The organism is Kluyvera sp. 1366, from assembly GCF_054823405.1.
Genome location: NZ_JBTRDW010000001.1, coordinates 466,104 through 489,851 on the forward strand (window position 1 = coordinate 466,104; position 23,748 = coordinate 489,851).

General features: G+C 55.8%; 23 protein-coding genes and 1 pseudogene. 14 read left to right on the forward strand and 10 right to left on the reverse strand.

Going from position 1 to position 23,748, the window contains the following annotated elements:
- The first annotated feature begins 124 nt into the window (after positions 1 to 124).
- Positions 125 to 1,411 (forward strand): methyl-accepting chemotaxis protein, encoded by a 1,287-nt coding sequence (locus ACVLVH_RS02200; protein WP_101761435.1) that lies wholly within the window; start codon positions 125 to 127, stop codon positions 1,409 to 1,411.
- Positions 1,412 to 1,449: 38 nt separating this feature from the next.
- Here the strand turns inward: ACVLVH_RS02200 and ACVLVH_RS02205 are convergent, their stop codons facing one another.
- The gene (locus ACVLVH_RS02205; protein WP_309837651.1) at positions 1,450 to 2,778 is read right to left on the reverse strand and encodes an NAD(P)/FAD-dependent oxidoreductase; all 1,329 of its coding nucleotides are present in this window, start codon (positions 2,776 to 2,778) and stop codon (positions 1,450 to 1,452) included.
- 197 nt (positions 2,779 to 2,975) lie between these two features.
- Between ACVLVH_RS02205 and ACVLVH_RS02210 the strand changes: the two genes are divergently transcribed.
- From ACVLVH_RS02210 to ACVLVH_RS02225, 4 genes are read left to right on the forward strand one after another with little or no spacing between them, the layout of a single operon-like run.
- On the forward strand, positions 2,976 to 3,878 hold the full coding sequence (locus tag ACVLVH_RS02210; RefSeq protein WP_101761433.1) for a metal ABC transporter substrate-binding protein: 903 nt from the start codon (positions 2,976 to 2,978) through the stop codon (positions 3,876 to 3,878).
- Complete coding sequence (locus ACVLVH_RS02215; RefSeq protein ID WP_192234966.1) at positions 3,875 to 4,681, forward strand: manganese/iron ABC transporter ATP-binding protein; 807 nt, start codon at positions 3,875 to 3,877, stop codon at positions 4,679 to 4,681. Before ACVLVH_RS02210 ends, ACVLVH_RS02215 begins: the two co-directional genes overlap by 4 nt.
- A complete protein-coding gene (gene sitC, locus ACVLVH_RS02220) occupies positions 4,665 to 5,528 on the forward strand; it encodes an iron/manganese ABC transporter permease subunit SitC (protein ID WP_101761431.1) in 864 nt (287 codons plus the stop codon). The genes ACVLVH_RS02215 and sitC overlap by 17 nt, the downstream gene beginning before the upstream one ends.
- Positions 5,521 to 6,357 (forward strand): metal ABC transporter permease, encoded by an 837-nt coding sequence (locus tag ACVLVH_RS02225; protein ID WP_277975324.1) that lies wholly within the window; start codon positions 5,521 to 5,523, stop codon positions 6,355 to 6,357. The genes sitC and ACVLVH_RS02225 overlap by 8 nt, the downstream gene beginning before the upstream one ends.
- Positions 6,358 to 6,496: 139 nt before the next feature.
- Here the strand turns inward: ACVLVH_RS02225 and ACVLVH_RS02230 are convergent, their stop codons facing one another.
- Positions 6,497 to 12,472: an autotransporter outer membrane beta-barrel domain-containing protein gene (locus ACVLVH_RS02230; RefSeq protein ID WP_498948589.1), complete on the reverse strand. Its 5,976-nt coding sequence runs from the start codon at positions 12,470 to 12,472 to the stop codon at positions 6,497 to 6,499.
- Positions 12,473 to 12,956: 484 nt separating this feature from the next.
- On the opposite strand from ACVLVH_RS02230, the pseudogene ACVLVH_RS02235 reads away from it, so the two are divergent.
- Positions 12,957 to 13,285: pseudogene (locus tag ACVLVH_RS02235) on the forward strand (DUF2000 domain-containing protein).
- Here ACVLVH_RS02235 and ACVLVH_RS02240 read toward each other — a convergent pair.
- Together ACVLVH_RS02240 and ACVLVH_RS02245 are read right to left on the reverse strand one after the other, a co-directional pair.
- Complete coding sequence (locus ACVLVH_RS02240; protein ID WP_370581434.1) at positions 13,282 to 13,629, reverse strand: helix-turn-helix domain-containing protein; 348 nt, start codon at positions 13,627 to 13,629, stop codon at positions 13,282 to 13,284. The pseudogene ACVLVH_RS02235 and the gene ACVLVH_RS02240 sit on opposite strands and share 4 nt — an antisense overlap.
- Positions 13,605 to 13,775, reverse strand: coding sequence for a cupin domain-containing protein (locus ACVLVH_RS02245; protein ID WP_225608252.1), 171 nt, complete (start codon positions 13,773 to 13,775; stop codon positions 13,605 to 13,607). Before ACVLVH_RS02245 ends, ACVLVH_RS02240 begins: the two co-directional genes overlap by 25 nt.
- Between ACVLVH_RS02245 and ACVLVH_RS02250 the strand changes: the two genes are divergently transcribed.
- Positions 13,774 to 13,953 (forward strand): hypothetical protein, encoded by a 180-nt coding sequence (locus ACVLVH_RS02250; protein ID WP_370581433.1) that lies wholly within the window; start codon positions 13,774 to 13,776, stop codon positions 13,951 to 13,953. The genes ACVLVH_RS02245 and ACVLVH_RS02250 overlap by 2 nt on opposite strands.
- Here the strand turns inward: ACVLVH_RS02250 and ACVLVH_RS02255 are convergent.
- Positions 13,950 to 14,552, reverse strand: coding sequence for a helix-turn-helix domain-containing protein (locus ACVLVH_RS02255; protein ID WP_192412909.1), 603 nt, complete (start codon positions 14,550 to 14,552; stop codon positions 13,950 to 13,952). The two genes, ACVLVH_RS02250 and ACVLVH_RS02255, sit on opposite strands and share 4 nt — an antisense overlap.
- 43 nt (positions 14,553 to 14,595) lie before the next feature.
- On the opposite strand from ACVLVH_RS02255, the gene ACVLVH_RS02260 reads away from it, so the two are divergent.
- Together ACVLVH_RS02260 and ACVLVH_RS02265 are read left to right on the forward strand one after the other, a co-directional pair.
- Complete coding sequence (locus tag ACVLVH_RS02260) at positions 14,596 to 15,291, forward strand: B3/B4 domain-containing protein (RefSeq protein WP_192412907.1); 696 nt, start codon at positions 14,596 to 14,598, stop codon at positions 15,289 to 15,291.
- Between the two features lie 145 nt (positions 15,292 to 15,436).
- Positions 15,437 to 15,796, forward strand: a complete 360-nt coding sequence (locus tag ACVLVH_RS02265) for a GNAT family N-acetyltransferase (RefSeq protein ID WP_370581432.1) — start codon at positions 15,437 to 15,439, stop codon at positions 15,794 to 15,796.
- On the opposite strand, the gene ACVLVH_RS02270 is transcribed toward ACVLVH_RS02265, so the two are convergent.
- Together ACVLVH_RS02270 and ACVLVH_RS02275 are read right to left on the reverse strand one after the other, a co-directional pair.
- Entirely contained in the window at positions 15,793 to 16,215 is a 423-nt protein-coding gene (locus ACVLVH_RS02270; protein ID WP_498948591.1) for a nucleotide triphosphate diphosphatase NUDT15, read from the reverse strand. The genes ACVLVH_RS02265 and ACVLVH_RS02270 overlap by 4 nt on opposite strands.
- Positions 16,216 to 16,302: 87 nt before the next feature.
- Complete coding sequence (locus tag ACVLVH_RS02275; protein WP_498948592.1) at positions 16,303 to 17,451, reverse strand: MFS transporter; 1,149 nt, start codon at positions 17,449 to 17,451, stop codon at positions 16,303 to 16,305.
- Between the two features lie 204 nt (positions 17,452 to 17,655).
- Here ACVLVH_RS02275 and ACVLVH_RS02280 point away from each other — a divergent pair, with 204 nt between their 5' ends.
- Both ACVLVH_RS02280 and cybB read left to right on the forward strand, forming a co-directional pair.
- Positions 17,656 to 18,150, forward strand: coding sequence for a MarR family winged helix-turn-helix transcriptional regulator (locus tag ACVLVH_RS02280; protein WP_217548100.1), 495 nt, complete (start codon positions 17,656 to 17,658; stop codon positions 18,148 to 18,150).
- A 91-nt stretch (positions 18,151 to 18,241) separates the two neighbouring features.
- A complete protein-coding gene (gene cybB / locus ACVLVH_RS02285) occupies positions 18,242 to 18,796 on the forward strand; it encodes a cytochrome b561 (RefSeq protein ID WP_137386953.1) in 555 nt (184 codons plus the stop codon).
- Here the strand turns inward: cybB and ACVLVH_RS02290 are convergent.
- Together ACVLVH_RS02290 and ACVLVH_RS02295 are read right to left on the reverse strand one after the other, a co-directional pair.
- Positions 18,780 to 19,133 carry an MmcQ/YjbR family DNA-binding protein gene (locus ACVLVH_RS02290; RefSeq protein ID WP_498948593.1) on the reverse strand — a complete coding sequence of 118 codons (354 nt, stop codon included), beginning with the start codon at positions 19,131 to 19,133 and terminating at the stop codon, positions 18,780 to 18,782. The two genes, cybB and ACVLVH_RS02290, sit on opposite strands and share 17 nt — an antisense overlap.
- A gap of 56 nt (positions 19,134 to 19,189) precedes the next feature.
- The gene (locus tag ACVLVH_RS02295; RefSeq protein WP_498948594.1) at positions 19,190 to 20,074 is read right to left on the reverse strand and encodes an alpha/beta fold hydrolase; all 885 of its coding nucleotides are present in this window, start codon (positions 20,072 to 20,074) and stop codon (positions 19,190 to 19,192) included.
- Positions 20,075 to 20,159: 85 nt separating this feature from the next.
- On the opposite strand from ACVLVH_RS02295, the gene ACVLVH_RS02300 reads away from it, so the two are divergent.
- Positions 20,160 to 20,516 carry a MerR family transcriptional regulator gene (locus tag ACVLVH_RS02300; protein ID WP_110866970.1) on the forward strand — a complete coding sequence of 119 codons (357 nt, stop codon included), beginning with the start codon at positions 20,160 to 20,162 and terminating at the stop codon, positions 20,514 to 20,516.
- Positions 20,517 to 20,603: 87 nt separating this feature from the next.
- On the forward strand, positions 20,604 to 21,719 hold the full coding sequence (locus ACVLVH_RS02305) for a metallophosphoesterase (protein ID WP_498948596.1): 1,116 nt from the start codon (positions 20,604 to 20,606) through the stop codon (positions 21,717 to 21,719).
- A 5-nt stretch (positions 21,720 to 21,724) separates the two neighbouring features.
- Here ACVLVH_RS02305 and ACVLVH_RS02310 read toward each other — a convergent pair whose 3' ends face one another.
- Positions 21,725 to 22,348, reverse strand: coding sequence for a TetR/AcrR family transcriptional regulator (locus ACVLVH_RS02310; protein ID WP_101761774.1), 624 nt, complete (start codon positions 22,346 to 22,348; stop codon positions 21,725 to 21,727).
- A 137-nt stretch (positions 22,349 to 22,485) separates the two neighbouring features.
- Between ACVLVH_RS02310 and ACVLVH_RS02315 the strand changes: the two genes are divergently transcribed.
- Complete coding sequence (locus ACVLVH_RS02315; protein ID WP_498948597.1) at positions 22,486 to 23,694, forward strand: MFS transporter; 1,209 nt, start codon at positions 22,486 to 22,488, stop codon at positions 23,692 to 23,694.
- The last annotated feature ends 54 nt before the right edge of the window (positions 23,695 to 23,748 follow it).

Below are 23,748 nucleotides of genomic sequence, written 5' to 3' on the forward strand. Positions count from 1 at the left end.
CAGAGACACTTAAGTGTACGGCGAAGGGGAATCTGCGGGCAGCTCAGGTGACGCATGTTGAGCGTGACCAATTTTGCACTGCACGCATTACGTTCAACAGCACAATAATCACCTGAGGCTTCCCATGTTTGGTGTGAAAAAGTCGAGTCTTTCTTTGCCGTTTTATAAAAGTGGCGATGTGGCTAAAGATATCAATGCGATCAAACAGCATGTGGCATGGATTGAATTTACGCCTAACGGCGAGATTCTCACCGCCAATCACCTCTTCCTTGCCACCACCGGCTACCAGTTGAATGAGATTCAGGGGAAGCATCACCGCCTCTTCTGCAGCCCGCAACACAGCCAATCCTCGCGCTATCTCGCCTTCTGGCAAACGCTGGCGTCTGGCGAATCGGTGACCGGCATTTTTGAGCGCTTCAATAAGCTAGGTCAGCGTTTCTATCTCAGCGCCACCTACTTCCCGGTGAGCGATGACAAAGGCCAGGTTTACAAAGTGATCAAGGTGGCATCGGATATCACAGAACGTCATCAGGAGCTGGAGCATAAAGAAGCGGTGATCACCGCGCTGGATCTCTCCATGGCGGTGATTGAGTTCACGCCGGACGGACAAATCCTCACGGCCAACAATAACTTCCTCAAGCACATGGGATATGAGCTAGCTGCGGTTGTGGGGCAGCATCATCGCATGTTCTGCTTCGATAACTTCTATAGTGAAAATCCCGACTTCTGGCGCAAGATGGCCAAAGGCCAGCACTTTGTCGGCCGCTTCGAACGCAAAACCGCCGGCGGCGAACGCATCTGGCTTGAGGCCAGCTACAACCCGGTTTATGACGCCGATGGCAAGGTGTACAAGGTGATCAAAATCGCCTCAGATATCACCGCGCGCGTGGAAGCCGCCAAGCGCGTGGCCGACATCGCGCTGACGACCTCTGAAGAAACGTCACAAATTACCGACAACGCCAACGAGGTACTGGACGAAACCATCCGCAATTCAGGGTTGGTGGCGCTGCAGGTTAATGCAGCAACGGCGATCGGGGGCGAGCTTAACGCCTCGGCGAAAAGCATTAGCGAAGTGGTCGAGACCATCAACCTGATTGCCTCACAAACCAATATTCTGGCGCTGAATGCGGCAATTGAGTCTGCGCGCGCCGGTGAAGCGGGACGCGGATTCAGCGTGGTGGCGGGCGAAGTACGACGTTTGGCGGCATCCACCTCCAGCGCGACGAAGCAGATCACGCAAGTGGTGGAACACAACGCCAGCCTGATTGCGCAAATGGAGCAGCAGCTTAATGAGGTCAAGCAGTTTGTGGTGACCGAGCAGGATAAAATCAGCGTGTTGTCACGCAGCCTGCGAGAAATTAACAGTGGCGTACATGAGTTTGTGAACGTGATTCATCGGTTGGATGTGTAATGTTCGGCCGGTGTGCAACAACGCGCACCGGCCCACCCTCACATCATCTGCGGTTCACGGATCGCCTGACCTTTGGCGAACCGCGCCAGGCTGTACGGCTTCACATCAGTGAACAGCGGTTTGTTATTGACCATCTGCGCGCACAACAAGCCTGCGCCTGGCCCAATACCAAAACCGTGGCCGCTGAAGCCGGAGGCGATAAACAAACCCGGTATGCTCGTCATCTTATCAATCACCGGCACCAAATCCGGCGTGGTATCGATCCACCCGCCCCACGCGTAATCCACCTTAATGCCGTTCAACTCCGGATAGAGCTGCACCAGCGCCTGCATCGCTTCCTGCACAATGCCGTTATCCGCTGCCGGATCGAGGGTGCGGATCTTCTCGAACGGCGACTCGCTTTGATTGGACCACGAACCGGCGGCTTCCGGGCCGTTGAAGAACGAGCCGTTGATGCGCACCTTGAGCTTCTTAGCGATCTTGCTGCGATACATCGCATAGAACCTGGTGGCGTAACGGATATTTTGCGGCGCGAGATCAATCTGCCCGCGTCCGGCGAGCGCCACGGTGTAGCTGCCATCCTGACGACGGCGAATACACAACCCGCCGGTGCTGAGACAGCCTTTGATCACTTCAGGCGCCGCCGTGGTTTTGAACGCGGTGCCCAGAATATTGGCGCTCGGCAGTTCGATGCCATATTGCTTGCAGAAGCGCGAACTCCACGCGCCGCCGCAGCAGATTACACGGTTAGCTTTCACCAGGCCGCGCTCGGTCCAGACGCCGGTGACGCGTCCGCCAGATACATCGAGGCCGCGCACCGCGCAGTTTTGCTGGATGGATGCGCCGAGATTTTTCGCGCCAGTCGCCATCGCCGGCGCTGCCAGAGACGGCTCTGCGCGACCATCGCTGGGCGACCACACGCCGCCAATCCACGGCGCATTGTTGCCGATGCGCTCGCGCGTCTCTTTTGCGGTCATCAAATGGCTGACGAAACCCAGTTGCTGCGCCTGCTTGCCCCACGCTTCCCAGCGCGCCAGATCGCTTTCACTCTGCGTGCCGTAAGTAATGCCCTGCCGCGAGAAGCCGAGATCGAGGCCAATTTCACTGCTCAACTCGTCCCAGCGCTGCAAACTGCGCATCGCCATCGGCAGTTCGTACAGGTCGCGGTTTTGCTGGCGAACCCAGCCCCAGTTGCGGCCGGATTGCTCGCCGCCGATCACGCCCTTCTCAAACAGCGCCACGGAAACGCCCTGCTTTGCCAGTTCGTAACTCACTGACGTGCCAATGATGCCGCCGCCAATCACAATCACATCAACGGATTCGGGAAAGCGTTCACTGTCTGCTACTGCATTGATTTTGATGCGCATCGTCTTAAATCCTGTCCGCTTTTTGTTGATGTAACCATATTTAGTGTTTCAGGGGAAATGCCGTTTAATTCCGTCTTTATGACACTTGCCCCTTTCGTAAATTTTTGTCTTTACACTGGCGTTGTGAACAAAAATGACTCATATAGATAGCATCAGCTATATATTATAGCATTGGCTATATTACTCTGGAGATGATCATGTTCACTCAACGCCTTTTGCCTGCGATTGCCGTTCTGTTGTCACTCAGCGCATTTACCGCGTCAGCGGCTGAAAAACTCAAAGTGGTCACCACCTTTACGGTGATCGCCGATATGGCGAAAAACGTCGCGGGCGATGCGGCGGACGTGACGTCGATTACCAAAACCGGCGCAGAAATCCACGAATACCAACCCACGCCAGGCGATATTCGTCGCGCGCAGGGTGCCAATCTGATTTTGGTAAACGGCTTTAATCTGGAACTGTGGTTCAGCCGGTTTTACCAGCGTCTTAACGATGTGCCGCAGGTCACCGTGACGCAAGGCATTGAGCCGATGGGCATTACTGAAGGTCCGTACAACGGTAAACCGAATCCGCATGCGTGGATGTCGCCGGATAACGCGCTGATCTACGTCGATAACATACGCAACGCGCTGCAGAAATACGATCCCGCCAATGCCGCAATTTATCAGGCCAACGCTGAGCGTTACAAAGCGCAGATTCAGCAAACCATCGCGCCGATGCGTGCCGCTGTCGACAAGCTTCCCGCCGATAAACGCTGGCTGGTGACCAGTGAAGGTGCCTTCTCTTATCTGGCGCGCGATTTCGGTCTGAAAGAGCTCTATTTATGGCCGATTAACGCCGATCAGCAAGGCACCCCGCAGCAGGTGCGTAAGGTGATCGATGCGGTGCGCGATCATCAAATTCCTGCCATCTTTAGTGAAAGCACCATCTCTGCCAAACCCGCTCAGCAAGTGGCGCGTGAAGCCGGCATTCATTACGGTGGCGTGTTGTACGTCGATTCGCTGAGCAACAGCGATGGCCCGGTGCCGACCTATCTGGATCTGCTGCGCGTCACCACCGAAACCGTGGTGAAAGGCATCACAGAAGGAAGTCAGAAATGAACCCAGCCGCAGGATTAATCGTCGAGAATGTGGGTGTTACCTACCGCAACGGCCACACGGCGCTGCGTAAAGCCTCTTTCAGCGTGCCCGCAGGCAGCATTACCGCGTTGATTGGCGTTAACGGCTCCGGCAAATCCACACTGTTCAAAGCGATCATGGGATTTGTGCCGCTCTCCTCGGGCGCGGTAACGCTAGCGGGTTTACCGGCCAATAAGGCCCTCAAACACAACATCGTTTCCTATGTTCCGCAGTCCGAGGAAGTGGACTGGAGCTTCCCGGTGCTGGTGGAAGATGTGGTGATGATGGGCCGTTACGGCTATATGGGCATGCTGCGTATTCCGCGTGCCGCCGATAAACTCAGCGTTGATCAAGCGCTGGAGCGCGTGGGCATGAGCGCTTATCGCCACCGTCAGATTGGCGAGCTGTCGGGGGGGCAGAAAAAACGCGTTTTTCTGGCACGCGCGCTGGCACAAAGTGGTCAGATTATCCTGCTGGATGAGCCGTTTACCGGCGTGGACGTCAAAACCGAAGCCGCGATCATCGCCCTGCTAAAAGAGCTGCGCGACGAAGGCCGCACCATGCTGGTTTCCACTCACGATCTCAACGCCATCCCTGATTTCTGCGATCGCTGCGTGCTGGTAAAAAATACCGTGCTGGCGAGCGGCCTGCTGCATGACACCTTCACCGCCGATAATCTGGCGCAGACCTTTGATGGCGCGCTGCATGAGCGTAACGCGGTGTTAATGCAGCTGATGAAAGACAAAAATCCTGACCGGGGAGCGAACCATGTCGTGGATTATTGAACCGTTTGGCTATCAATACATGCTGAATGCGATGTGGATCGCAGCGCTGGTCGGCGCGATTTGCGCCTTTCTCTCCTGCTTCCTGATGCTGAAAGGCTGGTCACTGATCGGTGATGCGCTGTCGCACTCAATTGTGCCCGGCGTGGCGGGCGCGTACATGCTCGGACTGCCCTTTTCCCTCGGCGCGTTTCTCTCCGGCGGGCTGGCGGCGGGCAGCATGCTGTTTCTCAATCAGCGCACACGCTTAAAAGAAGATGCCATTATCGGCCTGATCTTCTCGTCGTTTTTCGGCATCGGCCTGTTTCTGGTTTCACTCAATCCCACGTCGGTGAATATTCAAACCATCGTGCTGGGCAATATTTTGTCGGTCGCGCCCGCCGATATCTGGCAGCTCGGTGCGATTGGCTTTATCACCCTGACCATTCTGCTGCTGAAGTGGAAAGACCTGATGGTGACCTTCTTCGACGAGAGCCACGCGCGCTCGCTCGGTTTGAATACGCTGCGACTGAAGATCCTGTTCTTTGCCCTGCTCTCGGCGTCCACCGTCGCCGCGCTGCAAACCGTCGGTGCCTTTATGGTGATTTGTCTGGTGGTGACGCCCGGCGCCACCGCCTATCTGTTGACCGATCGTTTTCCGCGCCTGTTGCTGATCGCCGTGACCATCGGCAGCGTCACCAGTTTCCTCGGCGCATGGAGCAGCTACTTCCTCGATGGCGCGACCGGCGGCGTGATTGTGGTCGCGCAAACGCTGGTCTTTTTAGTGGCCTTTGTCTTCGCGCCAAAACATGGCGTGCTGGCTTCGCGACGCCGTGCGCGTCAGACCATGGAGGACGGCGTAAATGGCTGAATTATTGTTGAGTCCGTTCCAGTTCGAATTTATGAACATGGCGCTGATCACCACCTTGGTACTGTCGCTGCCGTGCGCGATGCTGTCGGCGTTTCTGGTGCTGAAAGGTTGGTCATTGCTCGGTGATGCGATGAGCCACGCGGTATTTCCTGGCGTGGTGATCGCCTGGCTGATTGGTTTGCCGTACGCCATCGGCGCGTTTGTCGCAGGCATGGTGTGCGCCGTCGCTACCGGCTACATCAGTGAGAACAGCCGCATCAAACCCGATACGGTAATGGGCATCGTCTTCTCCGGCATGTTTGGCGCCGGTTTGGTGCTGTATCTGAAATTGCAGCCCGAAGTGCATCTCGACCACATCTTGTTCGGCGATATGTTGGGCATCAGCCTGGCGGATATTATCCAGACATCGGCTATCGCGCTGATTGTTAGCCTGTTGATTGGCATCAAATGGCGAGATTTACTGCTGCACGCGTTCGATCCCAATCAGGCGCGCGCCTGCGGCATCAACGGCAAACTGATGCATTACGGCTTGTTGTGTTTAATCTCGTTAACCATCGTCGCTGCGCTGAAATCGGTGGGCGTGATTTTGTCAATTTCCATGCTGATCGCGCCTGGCGCTATCGCTTTACTGCTGGCACGTCGTTTCGTGCAGGTGATGTTGCTGGCGATTGGCATTGCGGTGGTGACAGGTTTCAGCGGCGTGTACGCCTCGTTCTTCCTCGACAGCGCGCCGGGCCCAACCATTGTGGTGATCTACGCGGCGCTGTTCGTGCTGGCGTTTTTGTATGTCACGGTAAGAGATCGGCGCACGCAGCAAGTGCACGGCTAATGATTTTGGTCCCCAGGCATTAAGTCGCCTCTAACCCCTCATCCTTGAGGGATTGAAAACAACTTATCTTGACGCACACCAGCATAAGGCGTATCGCGCATGCTGAAGAGTTCAGCATGCGCGATGGACAGGCTGAATTTTAAAACGACCACCTCACGCCCGCGTTATAGCGCCAGCCTTTGGCGCCGTTGCCGTCGATCTCTTTGCGGTAATCGGCTTCGGCATACAGCGCAACGTCGTTATTCAGCGTGGCGCTGCCGCCTAAACCAACGTCCCACATCTGCCCAAACTTGCCACTTTCGAAGATTTGACTGCCTTCAGTATCCGCCGCACCGATTTTGGTTTTCGCGGTGCCGCCCCAGCCTTTGTAGTAGTTGGCGCGAACGTACGGCGTATAGGCGTTCTGGCTGGTATCCAGCCAGGTGCGATCGAGGCGCGCGCCGAGTCGTCCGATGGTTTGATCGTAATCGTTGTACGACACACGCGTACGATCTTGATCGGTGAAGCTGTCCATCTTCATCTGCAGCCAGGTGATTTGCGCCTGCGGTTCAAGGCGCACGCCGTTGGCGAAGGTGAACGGATAGCCCGATTCCACCGACGCCGTCCAGCCTTTGCCTTTCGGTGTTGCCACCTCTTTCTGCCGGGCGATGTCGGTTTCACCGCGATACCAACCCCAACTCAGCGAGCCATCGAGGTAGAATCCGCTGTCGCGCAGCCAGGTGCCGTACAGCGAAATGCTATCGCTGTCGAAACTGGTGGAGCTGTAACCGTCGGCTGCATGAGGACGAATGCGCGTGTTGCCACGCGTGTAGGCCACGCCGCCGCGCAAGCTGTCTTGTGGGCCGTCGGCGCGCAGTACGTTGCCGCCCAGCTGTACCGCGCTGTAATCCAGATCGAAGTCATAGCCGTAATCGGCCAAACCGCGATTGCTTTGATACTTCAGGTTGGAGCCGAGATAGCGGATAAACATCTCGCCGCCCACGGCATCGGATGCGGTTTGCTGCTGACGCAGTTCGCCAAGACGTTTATGCAGATCGTCGGTCACCGCCAGCGAGTAATACGCCAAACCCACCGGCGCGGAGATGTAGGACGGCACCTGCGGCGTCACGGCCAGCCGCGCGGCACGCTGATTGCTGCCCGCTTGTGGCTGGCACAGCGAACCGTCTTCACAGACAAAGGTGTTAGCGAGTCGATAATCCCACGCACCGGATGCTGAACTGCCCGGCGCGAAGCTGGCCAAACCATATTGCCACGGCCCGGACGCCACATAGCCGCTCTTGAGCACAAAACTGGATGCGCTGGCGCTGCCGGTTACCTGCGCCAGCGACACACCTTCGCTGGCGGCAATCACGCCATCGCGATTGCTATCCAGCTGCGGGCCGCCGATCAGCGTATCGTCGATCAAGGTGGTGCCCGACACATTGCCGTTTACGCGCAGGTTGTCGCTCTGCGTGGCGGTAGAGTTGAGTTTCAGGCTGCCGCCCGCCGATGCCAGTTGGCCATCAATGGTTAAAACATTCGCCGCCGCGTTGCCGCCGTTAGTGAGATCCAGCGTACCGGCGTTATTTACCACCAGCGAATCATCGGTCGCGCCTTGCAGCAGCGGATTGACGTTATCACCGGCAAACAGCGTACTGCCGGCGTCGATATTGATGGTGCTGTGCGCTAGCTTGATGTTGTCGGTTAGCGTCCACTGGGTGGCGAAGAAGTTGAGCGTGCTCCAGCCCGCGCCGAGGTTGGTGCCTTTGCTGACATCATCGCGGGTAAACGAGCCGCCGCGCGCCGTCAGTTCGCTGAGATTGAGCGTGCTGCCAGCGCCGTTTTCGGTGGTGATGTGACGGGTATCGGCCAGGCTGACTCTCTGCACCGTTGCCTGATTCGCCGCACCATTGCCCATCGTCAGGCTGCCGTTCAGCGTGCCGCCGGTCACCACCAGTTCATCGCTGCCGCTGCCGGTATTCACATCGCCGACCACCGCGCCATCGAGCAGCGCGATCACATCATTGCCTGCGCCTCCGGCTACGACGACCTGATCCGGGAACGGCGCGGAGATGGTGCCCTGGTTGATAAATACCGTATCGCCACCGCGCAGATCGATCAGCGGAGAGACGCGGCTGAGTGAGGCAATCGAACCCTGATTGATCACCTGGCTGGCGGTGCTGGTGACGATCGCCGAACCGCCGTTGAAATCGCGAATGCCAATTGAGCCCTGCGAAATCACTTTGCCGCTGGTGTTAGCGCGAACGCCGGTACCCTGGCCGGAAACCAGAATGGCGTAATCCTTGCCGATCACCAGATCGTTGCTGGTGGTTGAGCCATCGGCATTTTCGAAGCGATAACCGGTAGCGCCGCCGCTGACGTTAATCAACGCGCGACCATTGGGATCGAACGAGGTCGCCGAACGCACGCCGTTGCCGCCGCTCACATCGAGCATCACGTTATCCAGCGAGATATTGCTGGTTTCCGCGCGGTTGTTGATTACGCTGCCGCTGCCATAAGCGCCGAGGATGATGTCGTTGGCTTCCAAGCCCTGCGCGCCATGATCCAGCAACAAGCCATCGGCTTTGCCCATCGCATAAATATTGCTCGCGCCCTGCCCGTCGCCGTAGATTTTCAGCCAGCCGCCGTTGCCAACGCGTAACGCTGCGGTGCCCTCATCAACGCGCAGGGAACTGTCCACCGGTACGTATTGACCGTAGCCGCTGCTGACGTCCACACCGATACCCGACGCGATACGCATGCTGCCACGGTTAATGAAGTTACCGCCGTCATGCACGCGCGCGCCTGTGCTGTTTGGTCCGGTGAGATCGACGACGCCTTGATACTGATTAAACAACCGTGCGCCACCGCTCACATCAAAAGCGGTGCTATTGCTGCCGTTACCGGTGATTCGCGAGGCGGCGTAGATTTCCGACTCATCGCCGCCGACCACCGCCGCAGTGCCGCTTTCGCCATTCAGGGCAATGCCGCTGGTGATCACGCCCTCAGCGCTGCCGCTGACGCGCATCACGGTGGCATTTTTGCCGGTCACGGTGTAATTGTCGGTGCGGGAAACCATCGCGTCGTATCCGCTCACCTCCATGCCAGTGCTGTTTTCCCCGCTGAGCGTTACATTGCCTGGCGTTTCGGCATACAGCCACGCGCCGTTGACAATCTCGTATAGCCTTGAGTTTTCAGTGCTGACATCAATGCTGCCGCCGTGGCTGATCAAACGCGTGCCGGGATCCGCCGCGCGAAAACCGTATTGGTTCCTGTCGTGGAACACCACGCGATTGCCATCACCTAAATCAAGCAGTCCACCGGCAAACACCGCGCCCGCCAGCGCGTTTGAGCCAAACAAATTGATGGTGCCGTTTTGATAGAAGCGCGCCAGCTCATGATAGGAGATCAATCCTCTGCTGGGTGAGAAACTCTCGGCATCCAGGTTATACACATTGAGCAAACCAATATTGATAACTTCCGTCGGCGTTACGCCATCGGTGTATTCGGGATTGCCATACGCATACAGGCCGGTGCTGCTGCGCGTCACGGTGACATCGCCACGGTTGAAGGCAAAGGCACCATTTTGCGCATAAATACCGTTGGTGCTCTGACCGCCTAAGGTGATATCGCCGGTATTGATCAACTGGGCGTGATTCGTGACAACCAGCGCCTGTTGATTATCAGCAACGCCGCTGAGCGCCGCATGGTTGACCAGCAGCGTATCGGGATTGAACTGGGTTTGCGGATTGATCGGGTCGCCTGTCAGGGTGAATTTATTGCCATCCGCCACCGCGCCGGTCGCGCCATTGCTGAGCAGCCTGATGCGGGTCGCCGCATCAATGGTGGCGTGCGCGCCATCACTGATCTCAATAGCACGCGCGTAATTGCCGGCAACGTTGAAGGTCGCGCCATTGGTGTTGACGTCGGTGAACTCACCGCTGCCGTACACGCCCGTGGAGAACGAGTTGTTCATGGAAAGCGTGCGGCCGGTGCCGTCAAAATCTGCCCCATCTGCAACGCGGAAAATATTGCCGTACGGCACGGTTGCGCTGTAGCTGCCGTTGGCGGGCAAGTTGATTCTGGCGTTGGGGCCAAGGGTGTAAAAACTGATATGCCGTGCGGTATACACGTTGGGATCAGGCACGGATAGCGGCACCGCATTAGCGCTGACATCAACCACCGCAAGCCCTTCGGCACGAATACCAATATTCGAGCTTCCGCCGAGCCGGATCGGTCCGGTCAGTTTCGCGTAAGCCGTGCCGCCCGGATCGCCCTTCACCCATACCGCCGTGTTAAAGGAATTAACAAACCGATCGCCATCGCCAGGCACGCTGATCGCGCCGCTGGAAAATGCCACGGAGTCATTGCCATCGCGCGCGAAGACTTTTAGGCCAGTGCTGTTGTAGCCGTTGACATTGATGGTGCCGATATTGCCAACCTTGCCGAGGCTGCCCGAATCGAGCACCAACATGCCAACGTTCTCGGCGGGTTGAACTTGCGCCTTGCCGTTAACGTCGATGACGCCATTGTTCAGCGTGACCGCGTGAGGCGCGAGTTCCACCTTCATCCCTGCCGCGTTTTGCACTTTGGATCCAATAACGATGTGGCCATTATTCACGGCTTTGGAATCAAGGAATTGATAGATGCCGCTGGCGCCGCCACTTAGATTGACGGCGACATCTTCGGTGGGATCATTTTTGCGATTTTGCGGTGTGCGCCCGATGTAGATGAGGCCGTCTTTGGCGTTAACGAAACCGCCTTTGCCATCGCTGCTCAGCAAGACGCCCGCCGCCGTGCCGCCGCTGCTGACATCGCTGACGCCAACGTTGATGTTGCCGTGGTTAACCACTTTGCTGTTGTAGGCATTGATGCCGGTACTGAAGCCCGCGCCGGGTTGCAGGTTGATCACGCCACGATTGATAAAGCGACTTTCATAACTGACGTCGACCGCGCTGCCGCCCGCGCCAACCGTGCTGCTATCGACGCCTTTGCCATTGGCGTTATTAAGAAAACCGGCGTTAATAACGCCGTTGTTGAAGCCGCGCGCGCCGCTAAGCAACTCGAGGCCAGAACCGGTGCTGGCGAGTTTGCCATCGACTATCGCCTTCGCCCCGTTGCTGGCACGCATCACCGCGCTGTTGCTGTTCACCACTTCCAGCGTTTTGCCGCGATTGATTTTCACTGTTGCCTTCGGACCATCGGCGCTAAGCACCACCTGATCGAATATCGGTAGCGCCACTTCATCATCGAAGTTGTTGGTGCTCATGCGATACACCACGCGTCCTTCGCGCAGCGCGTAGGCCTTATTGAATTCTGTGTTGTAACTTTCGGTGCTGAGGTTGGCGTTGGAGAGCTGATCGATCAGCCAGTCGTTGTAATTGCGCAGTTCATTGAGATTAGTGACGTTGAACGTTTTAGTGCCGCCATCCAGTGTATTGACGGTGAATACACCCGCGTATTCCACCACGTTGCCGACATCGTAAGCCAAGCGATCGCCACCGTACGGCGTGGTGCCGGCGGTGAAGGCGATACGGTTATTGGAATTCCAGTTCAAATTGCCTTTTTTGCTGGCGGTAAATAACTGGCTTTGCTTAGCCGCCATCGACCAGCTATTACTGGAGGACGTCGCCGCCGCGTTATGCTTGCCAATATCGATATTCAGCGTGCCATTACTGACGGAAGCGACACGCGCGTTGATATATTGTTTGTCGTTTACATCAAAATAATCTGGCACGACGGTATCCAGACCTACAGCAGGTAAATCAACCAGTTCTGCAGTATTAAATACCTGATAGGTGGTGTAGGTATTTTCTTCGTAATTGGGGATGCCAATAGCGTAATTCTGCGCACCGATTTGCAGCCGCGCCGCGCCAATCACGTTGTCATTGATAATTCGCCCAATATTGCGCAACTCACCAATCGTTACGCTGCCCGTACCGTTTTCACCCGGCGCGAACTGCGGCAATCCGCTCAGCGTTTGCGTGCTGCCATTACATAAACAGTAAGCACCAACCTTATTGTCATTAATTTCAGGCGTATAAGGCTTTAATATCGCTGCCGTTGTCGGCAACACAGGGAACATCACGCCTTGCGCAGCCACAAGGCTTAGTAACACCGGATTTAATTTAAACACAATGTTTTCCTCAACAGAGAAAAGACAATACGCGCACGGATTATTACCGCTACGCTTTAGGTTTGTTTAACTAATTGAATTATTTTGTTTCAGCTTTTTAATGTTTGAAATCGGGTGAAATGAGTATCTACGCTTTAGCTGGCAAGCGTCCAGTTTGAGTTAAGGATTTGTGAGGTGGGAGAAAGGATTTAGGAATTAAGCCAGGGTGATTTTATAATTACCCGGATCTAATAGTCGTAAAGATGATGATATTGAAACATCAAGTAAACTATATGGGATTTAATAAAACTCTCATGAATTCATTGTGATTTATTCGAATCTTTTATTCAGCCAAATGCCAGGCCGCTAATCCCTTTAATTCCTGCAGTACAAACATACTCTGCATCTCCAACTGCGCGATAAATCGCGCCGCTACAAAATGTGCGGAATTTATACTCCAGCGATCGCTTACTTTTGCATTCCCACTCAAGGTGAAATACTCAACATGGATTTCGACGCAAACACCCATCGCTGCACCATCTTGATTGTCAGCAACTGCCCGCCGGATTGGCAATGAAAGCTGCCAGCATTATCGGCATTAGTTTTGGCAAATTACCAGGAAATTTGGTGGGGCCGAATCAGCAAAGCCAGGATGGCGTTGATTATCCCGGCGTCATCTACGCGCCGCTGGCGCAATCCTGCAAAACGTACGAAGAGTATGGCGAGCGTATTGCTGACGCGCACAGCGATCAGATTGAGTTGGTGGCGCTCGGTTTGATCGGTCCAAAGAAAAAAATTACCCGTTTAACCGGCAATTTGAAGCTTTATCGCTAAACATCCTCTTCGGCGGCGTACCACGCTGGCGGCTGGCCGACGTAGCGACTGAATGCCACGCTGAAGGCGCTGGCGGAACGATAGCCGACGCGCTCTGCTACTTCAGCCACCGCCATGCTTTTGCCGCGCAGCAGATTTTTCGCCAGCGCCATGCGCCACGTCAGCAGGTAGACCATCGGCGCCACGCCAACCGCTTCACGAAAACGCACAAAGAAAGAGGAACGTGACAGCGCGGCGGCTTTCGCCAGTTCGGCCATCGTCCAGCTGTGCGCAGGATTGGCATGAATGGCGCGGATTGCCGCCGCCAGCCGTTCGTCAGCTAACCGCTCATCACGCCCGGACACGCATTGCAGATCGGCATTGATCGCAGCGCTTCGATTAACAGCAGCTCTAGCAAGCGTTCCAGTACCACATGACGCGCCGGACGCTGTGCGCGGCACTCATCCATCACCAACTGCACAAGCGTGGTCAGGCGCGATTCGCCGCGCATGGAGAACACGCAGCTTGAGCCGTATCAGCCGCTATTAGATGGCGTTTTCAGCACGATGCAGCACACCAAGGCGCTGGATGTGGCGGAAGCGGTGTGGCGTGCGGCGACCGATCCGCATGCTCCGATGCGCATTCCAGCTGGCGAAGATGCGGTGGTGCTGGCGAACGAAGTGGGTTAACTGTGAATTTCGGCGACTGCCATGGTGAAAACCAGCGGCACTTCGCCGAGGTTCGCATAACTGTGCGGTGCGGCGGTTTTCGCCACCGCTGAATTGCCGAGCGGCACCTGCAACTGCTGTTCATCAACCGTCAACGTAAGTTCACCTTGCTCGACATGCAGCAGTTCGTAAGTGCGCTGCGGATGGCCCGGCGAGGCGAACTGTTCGCCGGGGAACATCTCCCAACGCCATAGCTCGATCATATCCGGGCCTTGCGTGCCCGCCAGCAAACGCGCCGTTCCGCCCTTGTCACCTTGCCAAAGTATTGGAATGTCCTCTTCAGCAACCAGATGCGCCAGCGGATCGGCGGTGACATTCACAATATCGGCCACCGATATTCCTAACGCTGCCGCCACTTTGCACAAAATGGCGATGCTGGGGTTCGCGCTGCCTTTTTCAATCTCAACTAACATGCCTTTACTGACGCCGGCACGGCGCGAGAGCTCATCCAGCGACAGTTTTTGCTGTTGGCGGAAACTTTTGACACTGGCTGAAACGGCGGCACTGACATAGTCGATATCAGAACCTGTTTCGGTCAATTTATTGACTTTCGTCTTCATCGGTCACTATTATGGAATAAATTAGTCATTACAGGATTATGTTATGTTCGCCTTTCGCCCGTCAATCGATCCTTCCGTTTCTGCTTTAGCGCCAGACTTTACCGCGCTCAGCATTTTAGTTCAGGCTGCGCCAGTGTTGCGTCCGCAAGTTGGTGAAGAAGCTTTAGCGCAATCTTGTCGCGATGTGCTGCAGGATGATTTTCCGTGGGCAGAAGCACATCTGACGCAATGGGCGGAAATGTTCAAACATTTTGGTGCCAAACCGAAACGTACGCCCTGTTCGGCAGATGCCTTGCGCAAGCGCGTGCAGCGCGACGGATCAATGGCAGCCATCGATCCAATCGTGGATCTCTACAATGCGGTGAGCATTCGTTTCGCCATTCCGGTTGGTGGTGAGAATGTGGCCGCTTACGTGGGGAACCCGCGGCTGACGCGCGCCGATGGCAGCGAACCCTTCGATGTCTATAAAGAAGGCGTATTGAGCCATGAATCTCCCGAACCTGGCGAAGTGGTGTGGCGGGATGACGCAGGCGTAACTTGTCGTCGCTGGAACTGGCGACAAGGTGTGCGCACGCGTCTCAGTATTGAGCAAACGCAGATGTGGTTTGTGCTGGAGCGATTACCGGCGATGCCACTCGAAGCATTGCAACATGCGGGCGATATGCTGGAGCAAGGTATTCAGCAGATGATGCCCGGCGCTATTATCGAACGCAGTTTACTTGGCAATATCAATCACTAATCGCTATGTTGTCACTCTCGCCTGTCACCTTTGAGGAATCGGAATGCACATCAGCCTGCTGGCGCAACAGCCTCAGTTTTTGGATGCGGTGACGCAAATGCTGCATCGCGAATGGTCGGATTTCCCCAACTAGCGCGATGCGGCAGTGATTGAGCAGCGTTTACAGGCGCGCAATGCCGCCGAGGCCAAAACGCTGACGCTGGTGGCCACCACAAGCGACGGCGAATTAATGGCGACCGCCAGCATTATCCATTACGAACTGCACGATATCGCCGAGCGCGAGTTTTGGCTCGGCGAAGTCATTACTGCCGCAGCACATCGTGGAAAAGGGTTGGCGAGTAACTTGGTAACGCGCTTAATTACCGAAGCGCGTCAGCGTGAGATCACCGCGTTGTGGCTGTATACGCCGGCTCAACAAGCGCTCTATCGCCGCTTCGGCTGGCAGGATGTAGAGCAGCGCGTGATTGCTGATGAAGATGTTACGGTGATGAAACTGGTGCTCTAAGTCGATTTTGCCAACGCCTGTAACGCCGCCAATCCGTCGCGTGCCATCCATGTGCGCAGCGGCGCAAACAGCGGTTGCGGCAGATTGTCTGGTGCGAACCATTGCCAGCCGTGGCACTTTTCAGGCTCCATCAGTTGTGGTTCACCGATTGCGTCCTGCGCCACCATTAGTAGCGTAATGTAGTGCTTATTGACCTCGGGAAACACTTCGCTAACGAACGCGCCGTTTTGCAGTTTACCAAGCTGTAAGCCGGTTTCTTCCAGCACTTCGCGACGCGCGCAGGCTTCCGGCGATTCGCCAAACTCCAGATGCCCGCCCGGCGCAGACCAGTCGCCCGCGCCGTGGCTGCCTTTGCGTTGCCCTAATAACAGTTTTCCATCGCGGAAAACTAAAACGCCGATTCCCACTTGTGGCGACATGGTTGCTCCCTGGTTTGCCAGGCCGTCATAAATGACGACCCTGCGTTAAAAATTGCCCCACGTTTTATCACATTCTGTGCCGTGCGTTTATCGCTGCGTTTTAAACCGCAGCGCCATCACCATCAGCAACACAATGCCCACGCTCATGATTATCCACGCACTATCCAGCGAGGCGGCGCGGTCACGCACGATGCCAGCGATCAGCGGCATCAACGCCGCCAGCAAATAACCGCCGCCCTGCACGAAGGAGAGCAATGCGCCCGCTTCTTCCGGCGTGCGCGCGTGATCGAGCGTGACGATCAGCGAGAGCGGGAACAGCGCGCCGATGCCTAATCCGAGCAGCAATGTAGGCAGCCACGCCTGCGCCCCGCCAAGCCACAGCAGACTGATCAAGCCCAGCAGAATCAAAGTTAACACCACCAGCAACGGACGGCGACGATCGCGGAAGCGATGGATCAACGCCGACAGCACAAAACCCGCGGCAACTTCCGTCAGCGTGAGCGCGCCCAGCACATAGCCACTTTGTTCAGGTTGCCAGCCGTGCTGCATGTAAAATGGCGGCAGCCACGCCAGCACCAAGGTGTACGCGCCGGTGCCAATGCCAAAGAAGATCATCAACAGCCAGGCTCGCGGTGAGCGAGCAGTGCGTGGAGCCTGGCTGCTTTGCATTGGCGTTACGCCGCGTGAAAACGTCAACCACAGCAACAGCGCGATGACTGCGGGGACAACAGGAATTGCCAGCGTTAACGCTAAACCTTGCGATTTCGCCAATGGTGCGGCGCTGGCGGCAGCAATCGCTGCGCCCGCCATAATCCCGGTGGTGAACAGCGCCATCAGCGTGCCTGCTTTCGCACCAAAGTGACGTTTGATCTGCGCTGGCATTAAGGCCTGAATCAATCCGATACCGCACCCCGCCACCAGCGCGCTGGTAATCAACGCTATGGCAGATTGCTCGAACCCACGCGCGACGCTCGCCAGCGCCAGCAACAGCAATCCGGCAGCGATACCGCGTACTTCGCCGAGCCGGCGCAACAGCAGCGGCCCGGCCAGCGCCGCCAATCCCATCATGATGACCGGCAACGTGGTCAGCAGGCTAAGCTGCGTGGCGCTGAGCTGCGCGTCGCGCTGCAGGAGTGGAAACAGCGGTCCCATCGCCGCCATCATCGGCCGCAAATTCAGTGCGATAACAAAAACCAGTAAGGCAAACATCCCAACCGCAGGTAAAGTACGATTCACTTTGCATCTCCATGCTCATTAAAATTATCTTAACGTTAAGATAATTTTCGCAGCAGCAACAGCCCATGCGCACAAAGCAACAAATGAGGATGAGATGGCGAATATTAATCACCGCACAATCCGTAGCGGCGCAATTTATTGCGCGATGAATCGCGCCGCTACGGATTGTGCAAACAGGCAACAACAGCATCTGGAGAAATCAATTTGACCGATCACGTCGATTTTGTAGTTGAACAGTGGGCCAGCGCGATGCCGGAGCTGGATGCATCGTCGATGGCGGTATTTGGTCGCATGCTGCGTATCATGAAACATCTGGCGAAAACGCGCGCTGAAGCGCTGGCACCGTTTGGATTTCGCGATGGCGAATTTGATGTGCTGGCGACGCTGCGGCGCGCGGGTGCGCCCTATCGCTTATCGCCGACCCAGCTGTATAAATCATTGCTGGTGACATCGGGCGCGATGACCAATCGCCTCAATCGGCTGGAAGACGTGGGGTCGATTGTGCGCGTTGCCGATCCCGACGATAAGCGCAGCATGCTGGTGGCGCTGACTGAAGAAGGATTAGCGAAGATCGAGCAAGCCCTGCTGGTACACACGCAAACGCAAAATAGCCTGCTGGAAACGCTGGATGCAGCGCAGCAAGCGCAGCTGAAAACCTTGCTGAGTCAATTGTTGGTGGCAACAGAAGCGGAAAGGTAAAAACGCTGTTGCTGATGTGTCAAATAATGAATTCATTCAGCGCATTTTCCATTAAAGTAACCGTCCCGCCAGGCCTTTTTACGGATTAAAAATGAGCAATAAATACGCCCCATCGCAGATTTTTCTTCACTGGTTGACCTTCCTGTTGGTCGTCACTGCGTATTGCACCATGGAATTTCGTGGACTGGCGACGCGCGGTTCGTGGCAAGGCTTTGCCATGATTATTGGTCACTTCAGCGCAGGAAGTTGTGTGCTGGTGATTATGCTGTCACGCATCCTGCTGCGTTTTCGCCATCGCAGCCCGGCGATTTTGCCCAAGCCGCCGCACTGGCAAACCGGCCTGGCGCATCTGATGCATCTGGCGATCTACGTGTTTTTCATTGTCTTACCCACGCTGGGCATTTTGTCGCGCTTCTATATGGGCCGCACCTGGTGGATTTTTGGCATTCCGATGCCGGTGAGTGGCGATCCGGATCCGGATTTCGCCGACATGATTGCGGACTGGCATGAAACCCTCGCGCCTTACGGTTACTGGCTGATCGGCATTCATGCCGTGGCCGCGCTGGCGCACCATTATCTGTTCAAAGACAATACGTTAGTGCGCATGATGCCTGCGCGCCGCTCGCGCGCTAAAACGTCAGACTGAAGCTGTCATCCAGCAACGCCAGAATCTCGCTATCCGGCAAGCCGTTCTCCAGCGTGATGCTCAGCCAATGCTCTTTGTTCATGTGGTAAGCCGGATAAACGCCGGGCAACTGGCGCAGCGACCCAATCAGTTCAGGTCGCGCTTTGATGTTCATCACATCAATTACCGTCCCATCCGGTAAACCGAGTTTGTGACTCTCCAGCGGGAACACCAGCGCAAACCATTTGCGGTGCCGCGGATGACGCAGCACTGCATACTCACTGTGCTTTTTCCACGGATAATCGGGTTCTACCTGATAGTGCTGATTGATGTAGTCGAACAGCTGCTGGCGTTGCATGCATCCTCCGTGGTGAACGCGGGATAAGGGCCGCCGAAGATGGCGGCCCTGAGACTTTATAAAGCTGAAGCAAAAGTTGCCAGTGTTCGATTAAAACGCGCAGGTTCTTCGATAAATGGCGCATGGCCAGAATCGGCAAACATCTGTGTCTGAATGCGCGAATTGATACGCTTTACTCTGGCGAGAGATGCAGCAGGATTCACCAATGCATCATGCTCACCGTAGATGAACAGCAGCGGCACACGCACATTTTTTACTCCTTTTTCTAATGCAATGGTCATGGTGGGCACCGCTCTTTGCATGGGCCACGCAGCCAGCGCGGCGTTGGCCAGCAGGCGTTCAAAGGTGGTGCGGTCCGGTTGCTGGTAAAAACACAGCTGCAGAAATGCCCGCTCGCCATCCAGATGTGTTTTCAAATCACTTGCCGTCATTGCGCCATATACTTCATGCGCCGGAATCAACGTGGGATTGAGCTCTACCACGCCGTCGACGTAGATAGCGCCACTGATATTACCGTCACCATAGGCCGCCAGATAGTTGGTGATCACCGCCCCGCCCAATGACCATCCGACTAATAACGGCTTATTGGCATGGCTTTGATTAATTACTGCGCGGAGATCGTCGGCCCAGCGTTTCCCATCGCGGTAAGCTGATTCTTGTTCAGGCTTGTCGGATAAACCGTGCCCACGCATATCGAATGTAATCAGCCGATAGCGTTGTTGTAACTGCGCATCACTGATCTGTTTTTCCCAGTTTAAGTGGCTGCCAAGCAAACCATGAATAAACACAATAGGTAAACCATCAGGATTACCTGATTCCTGTACTGCCAGCTTCACGCCATCTGGCGCGGTAATGGTGTACTGCTTCTCAGCGGCGAACAGCGTGGCAGAAAAGAGCATGAGAACGACGCTAAACAGTGTGCGTTTAAAAAGTAACAGCATAAAAATCTCCTTAAATGAATGATTCCCGGCTATCCTGAACCCTGACACTGATGTCAGAGTCAAGCCGCTTTATGGGGAGTCACTTATGCAGTTATCAATTGGAGAGCTGGCAAGAGAGACAGGCGTGAGCGTGCGCGCCATTCGTCATTACGATCGCCATCATCTGCTAACTTCAACACGTGCCTGCAATGGATACCGTTTTTTCCCGCCACAGGCGATAACCCAGGTGCGCCAGATTCAACGGCTCATCAATACCGGTTTCAGCATTGCCGAAATCTGCTCTTTTCCGGATTGTATGCGCATGATCGAAGGGGCAGCATTTTGCCCGGAAACTCAGGCTGTGCAATATAAGCGACTGGCGGATATTGAACGCCAAATTAGTGAACTCGAATCTCGTCGGGCATTGCTGATGGCCACGCTGGCTGAAGGCATCACTCGATGATGCGGTTTTATCAACAGGGCGGTAGTAATGTTCTTTGCGGATAAATTTTTGCGCTAAATCAGCGCCCTTAAACCAGGGAAGTGAGTGATGTTCCATCTGATTTTCAGCATACCGAGCTGGTATGTGATCGCCCGATTTTTGTTCCCGTTAGCCATGCCCTTGCTGTTAAAAATCATCCTTTCTCTGCTGGTGTTGCTGGCTTCGCAATATCTGCTGGTGAGCCGTTTTACCTCTGGCAGCATGTTCTCGCCGGAAATGCCGCGCGCCATCGTCATCCTGTTCAACTGGGGTTTCAGCGCCGTTTTATTCCTCGCGCTGACGCAGTTTGTGATTGATGTAGTGGCGCTGGTTTCACTGTTGTTCCGCCATCCGTTCGAAATCGTACCCGCGGTGCGTTATGTGGCGGCGGCGTTTGCCTTGATTCTGGCCACGGTTGGCGTTTATCAGGCTATCCGCGTTCCGCCGATCAAAGATGTGACCATTGAGATCGACAACCTTCCGCGTGAATTCGAAGGCTATCAACTGTTGCAGTTAACGGACATGCACATCACCAAACTTTTTAATGAGAAATGGACGCGCGCGCTGGTGCAAAAAGCCATGACGCTGGACGTCGACCTGATTCTGGTCACCGGCGATGTGATTGACGGTACGCTGCAGAACCGTCGTGCGGACGTCGAACCGCTGCGCGGATTACACGCCCGCGATGGCGTTTTCGCCATCACCGGCAATCACGAATATTTCTTTGAGCAGGAGCGCTGGACCGCACATCTGGCGTCGCTAGGTCTGGAGCCGTTACTCAATCGCCATACGGTGATTAAGCGCGATAACGCCGAGCTGGTGATCGCCGGCATGCCGGATACGTCAGCAGCACGACGTGGCGCAGTTGGCCCCAATTTGGAACTGGCGCTGGCCGGTGCGCCGGAAGACGCTCCGGTGATCTTGCTCGACCACCAGCCGCGCAACGCCCGGCAAAACGCACTGAAAAACATCGATTTGCAGCTGTCCGGCCACACGCACGGCGGCCTGATTGTTGGCTTCGATCGCCTGTTTGCCAAACCCAACGCGGGTTTCGTGTCGGGTTTGTATCAGGTCGACGGCATGCAACTCTACGTCAACAACGGCACCGCGCTGTGGCCTGGCATGGCGGTGCGTTTGGGCCGCCCCTCAGAGTTGACCCGCATTACGCTGCAGCGCAAACCGTAACGCACTTAAGATTGTGGGAGTGCCCGCGAGGCATCCCACAATCTCATCATCTGTGCGATTCCGCGCTCAACTTCGTGGAGAGGAACGTCATCGCGCGCTAGCGTTGATATCCCCAGCATAAAACTGTTGAAGCTGACCGCCAGCGAAAGCGTCTCCTCCTCATCCCGCAACTCACCGCTGCCGATCCCTCTTTCAACGCAATGCTTTATCCCTTCACGGGTGCGCATGCGCGATGCTTCAAGCGGTTTAAGCACGTGGCGATTTTCCTCAGAACAGGAAGACATCACGCTTAGCGCAACCATGCATCCACGCGGATGCGCAGGATCGTACTGCATTCTGGCGGAGTTGAGCAGCGCGGTTTCCAGCGCCTGGCGAGCGGGCACGCGGGTATCCCACAAAGCTTCCGTGACCTGAGCATGGGTTTGCAAATAACAGTTCACGGCTTCAGCAAAGAGTGCCTCTTTCGATCCAAACGCGGCGTAGAAGCTTGGCGCGGTGATGCCTTTGCCTATTGAGGCTTTGAGCTGCGCCAGCGAGGTTGATTCATAGCCGTTTTCCCAGAAAAGGTGCATCGCTTTGATCACCGCTTCATCCCGGTCAAATTGTCTTGGTCTGCCTGTTCTCATCATCACATCCTCCGCCATTTATACTAATCGATACAGAATTCATTGACAACGCACAGCTCGCCTCCGCAATATAAATACCGATCGATACATATATCCATGGCGCTTCGCGGCGCTGTTGCAAATCAAGAGCAGGCTAAATAATGAATTCAACGTTTAAGCACGAAGAAGCCCAACGGCTGCCACTCCTGGCGCTTTTGGCGCTCGCAATGGCAGGTTTTATCTGCATCCTGACTGAAACCATACCCGCGGGATTGCTACCACAAATCAGTCAGGGGCTTAATATTTCCCCCTCGCTGGCCGGTCAATGGGTTACCGCCTATGCAGCCGGTTCGCTACTGGCCGCGATTCCGCTCACATTGCTGACCCGAAGCTGGTCGCGCCGGGTTGTGCTGCTGAGCACCGTGTGTGGGTTTCTGCTATTTAACACTCTTACCGCCGTCTCTTCTGACGTTGTCATCATCTTAATAGCGCGATTTTTTGCTGGTGCGTCAGCCGGTTTGGCGTGGAGTCTGATTGCGGGCTATGCGCGAAGAATGGTGGTTCCATCGCTGCAGGGACGCGCATTGGCGCTCGCCATGGTGGGCACGCCCATCGCTCTTTCACTCGGTGTTCCGGCAGGCACATGGATGGGTTCGTTGCTGGGATGGCGTCTGACTTTTGCCGCCATGTCGGGTCTCTCTCTCATTCTTATCGGCTGGATTTTGCTGGCCGTGCCGAACTATCCCGGCCAATCTGCTACGCAAAAAATGCCGCTCGGCGCAGTGTTACGCCTCCCCGGCGTAGGTGCCGTGCTGGGTGTGGTGCTGACCTGGATGCTGGCGCATAACATTCTCTACACCTACATTGCACCGTTCATTGCTTCAGCCGGTCTGGCGCATCGCGTGGATGTGGTGCTGCTGATCTTTGGTATGGCGGCATTGGGGGGAATATTCATTACCGGCAAGATCATTGATACGCATCTGCGCAAAGCGGTGCTGCTGTCACTCTCCATCTTTGCTGCGGTGTCGGTGATTTTTGGTCTGAGTACGCCAACACCCGCCGTGATCTATGCGGGCATAGCCGCTTGGGGACTCACCTTCGGCGGTGCCGCGACGCTGCTGCAAACGGCTCTGGCAGATGCCGCCGGTGAATATGCCGATGTCGCGCTCTCCATGAATGTCGTCACCTGGAACAGCGCTATCGCCCTCGGCGGTTTGACCGGCGGAATGTTGCTGGAACATGTCGGCTCCCAATCTTTTCCGTGGGCGATTCTGCTATTGCTGTTGGTCGCGTTGGGAATTGCGCTGCGTGCTAAGCAGGGTTTCCCGGCTGAGAACAGCCGGGAAACCGGCATTACACCGGTGGCTTAGCGTAAACATACATTGCACATGCTGTAGCGGCGCGATTTATCGCGCAAATAATTG

Excerpts from the sequence above, each read along its gene's own strand:
- ACVLVH_RS02295 (WP_498948594.1), bottom strand. The coding sequence starts at position 20,074 with ATGCTGTTACTTTTTAAACGCACACTGTTTAGCGTCGTTCTCATGCTC.
- ACVLVH_RS02300 (WP_110866970.1), top strand. The coding sequence starts at position 20,160 with ATGCAGTTATCAATTGGAGAGCTGGCAAGAGAGACAGGCGTGAGCGTG.
- cybB (WP_137386953.1), top strand. The coding sequence starts at position 18,242 with ATGAGCAATAAATACGCCCCATCGCAGATTTTTCTTCACTGGTTGACC.
- ACVLVH_RS02225 (WP_277975324.1), top strand. The coding sequence starts at position 5,521 with ATGGCTGAATTATTGTTGAGTCCGTTCCAGTTCGAATTTATGAACATG.
- ACVLVH_RS02215 (WP_192234966.1), top strand. The coding sequence starts at position 3,875 with ATGAACCCAGCCGCAGGATTAATCGTCGAGAATGTGGGTGTTACCTAC.
- ACVLVH_RS02290 (WP_498948593.1), bottom strand. The coding sequence starts at position 19,133 with ATGCAACGCCAGCAGCTGTTCGACTACATCAATCAGCACTATCAGGTA.
- ACVLVH_RS02250 (WP_370581433.1), top strand. The coding sequence starts at position 13,774 with ATGGAGAACACGCAGCTTGAGCCGTATCAGCCGCTATTAGATGGCGTT.
- sitC (WP_101761431.1), top strand. The coding sequence starts at position 4,665 with ATGTCGTGGATTATTGAACCGTTTGGCTATCAATACATGCTGAATGCG.
- ACVLVH_RS02210 (WP_101761433.1), top strand. The coding sequence starts at position 2,976 with ATGTTCACTCAACGCCTTTTGCCTGCGATTGCCGTTCTGTTGTCACTC.
- ACVLVH_RS02315 (WP_498948597.1), top strand. The coding sequence starts at position 22,486 with ATGAATTCAACGTTTAAGCACGAAGAAGCCCAACGGCTGCCACTCCTG.
- ACVLVH_RS02200 (WP_101761435.1), top strand. The coding sequence starts at position 125 with ATGTTTGGTGTGAAAAAGTCGAGTCTTTCTTTGCCGTTTTATAAAAGT.
- ACVLVH_RS02255 (WP_192412909.1), bottom strand. The coding sequence starts at position 14,552 with ATGAAGACGAAAGTCAATAAATTGACCGAAACAGGTTCTGATATCGAC.
- ACVLVH_RS02305 (WP_498948596.1), top strand. The coding sequence starts at position 20,604 with ATGTTCCATCTGATTTTCAGCATACCGAGCTGGTATGTGATCGCCCGA.
- ACVLVH_RS02205 (WP_309837651.1), bottom strand. The coding sequence starts at position 2,778 with ATGCGCATCAAAATCAATGCAGTAGCAGACAGTGAACGCTTTCCCGAA.
- ACVLVH_RS02245 (WP_225608252.1), bottom strand. The coding sequence starts at position 13,775 with ATGCGCGGCGAATCGCGCCTGACCACGCTTGTGCAGTTGGTGATGGAT.
- ACVLVH_RS02310 (WP_101761774.1), bottom strand. The coding sequence starts at position 22,348 with ATGATGAGAACAGGCAGACCAAGACAATTTGACCGGGATGAAGCGGTG.
- ACVLVH_RS02260 (WP_192412907.1), top strand. The coding sequence starts at position 14,596 with ATGTTCGCCTTTCGCCCGTCAATCGATCCTTCCGTTTCTGCTTTAGCG.
- ACVLVH_RS02270 (WP_498948591.1), bottom strand. The coding sequence starts at position 16,215 with ATGTCGCCACAAGTGGGAATCGGCGTTTTAGTTTTCCGCGATGGAAAA.